Raw genomic sequence first — 1,295 nt, 5'->3', positions numbered from 1 at the left:
GAGACTGTGTAAAATTTTGTGTATAGAAACCTCCTGATTAGGGTAAAGAAAAACTAATTAGGAGGAATTTTTATGCCAAGAAAAAGACCAGAAACAAGACTAAATAAAATAACTAAAATGTTACTAGAAGAATATCAACCAGAAACTGCTCAGGATTTACAAAATGCACTTAAAGACCTTTTAGGTGATGCAATAGAACAAATGCTTAAATCTGAACTTGATGAGCATCTAGACTATGAATATGGACAAGCTCCATTATCACTAAACACTAGAAATGGATCAAGTAAAAAGACTGTTAAATCTTCATATGGAAATATAGATCTTAATATACCAAGAGATAGAGATGCTTCATTTGAACCACAAGTACTTAAAAAATATGAAAAAGACATATCAAATATAGAGAATCAAATAATATCAATGTATGCTAAGGGTATGACTACTAGAGACATATCAGATCATATTAAAGAAATTTATGGTTTTGGATTATCAGAAACTATGGTAAGTAAAATAACTAACAAGATACTTCCAACAATAGAAGAGTGGCAAAACAGACCACTAGATAAAGTCTATCCAATGGTGTTTTTAGATGCAATCCACTATCATGTTAGAGAAAATAATATTGTAGTTAAAAAAGCTGTTTACATAGCTTTAGGATACAATTTAGAAGGTTTTAAGGAAATACTTGGTATGTGGGTAGGAGAAAATGAATCAAGTAAATATTGGCTTTTAGTATTAAATCAATTAAAAGAACGTGGGCTAGAAGATGTATTAATCTTCTCAACAGACAATCTACCAGGATTTACTCAAGCAATAGAAGCAGTCTATCCAAAAGCAGAAATACAAAAATGTATAATACATCAAATAAGAAACTCTACTAAATATGTATCATACAAAGATATTAGAGAGTTAATGAAGGACTTAAAGTCAATATACAAAGCACCTACAGAAGATTTAGCACTAACCAATTTAGATGTATTTGAAGATAAGTGGGGTAAGAAATATCCTACATGTGTATCTTCATGGAGAAATAATTGGGCTGAATTATCAACATATTTTAAGTATCCTGAAGGTATTAGAAAGATGATATACACAACAAATGCTATGGAAAACTTTAATAGACAGTTAAGAAAAGTAACTAAAAATAAAGCAATATTTCCAAATGATTATGCATTACAAAAAAGTCTTTATCTAGCTATGGCAGATGCTTCAGCTAAGTGGACTAGTAGAATAAGAGGTTGGGATAAGGTGTTATCACAATTATCAATATATTTTGAAGGGAGGATATAATAAAAAAA

The 1,295-nt window shown here is 29.7% G+C and carries 1 protein-coding gene; it reads left to right on the top strand.

Annotated features, from left to right (window positions below):
- Positions 1–117 precede the first annotated feature (117 nt).
- Positions 118–1,287 (top strand): IS256 family transposase, encoded by a 1,170-nt coding sequence (locus G534_RS0107065; RefSeq protein ID WP_205617672.1) that lies wholly within the window; start codon positions 118–120, stop codon positions 1,285–1,287.
- The last annotated feature ends 8 nt before the right edge of the window (positions 1,288–1,295 follow it).

The sequence above is a fragment of the Helcococcus sueciensis DSM 17243 genome, assembly GCF_000423145.1.
Classification (GTDB): Bacteria; Bacillota; Clostridia; order Tissierellales; family Peptoniphilaceae; genus Helcococcus; species Helcococcus sueciensis.
Note: the sequence above shows the minus strand (reverse complement) of the source record. Positions and strands in the feature narration are given on the sequence as shown.

Excerpts from the sequence above, each read along its gene's own strand:
- G534_RS0107065 (WP_205617672.1), top strand. The coding sequence starts at position 118 with ATGTTACTAGAAGAATATCAACCAGAAACTGCTCAGGATTTACAAAAT.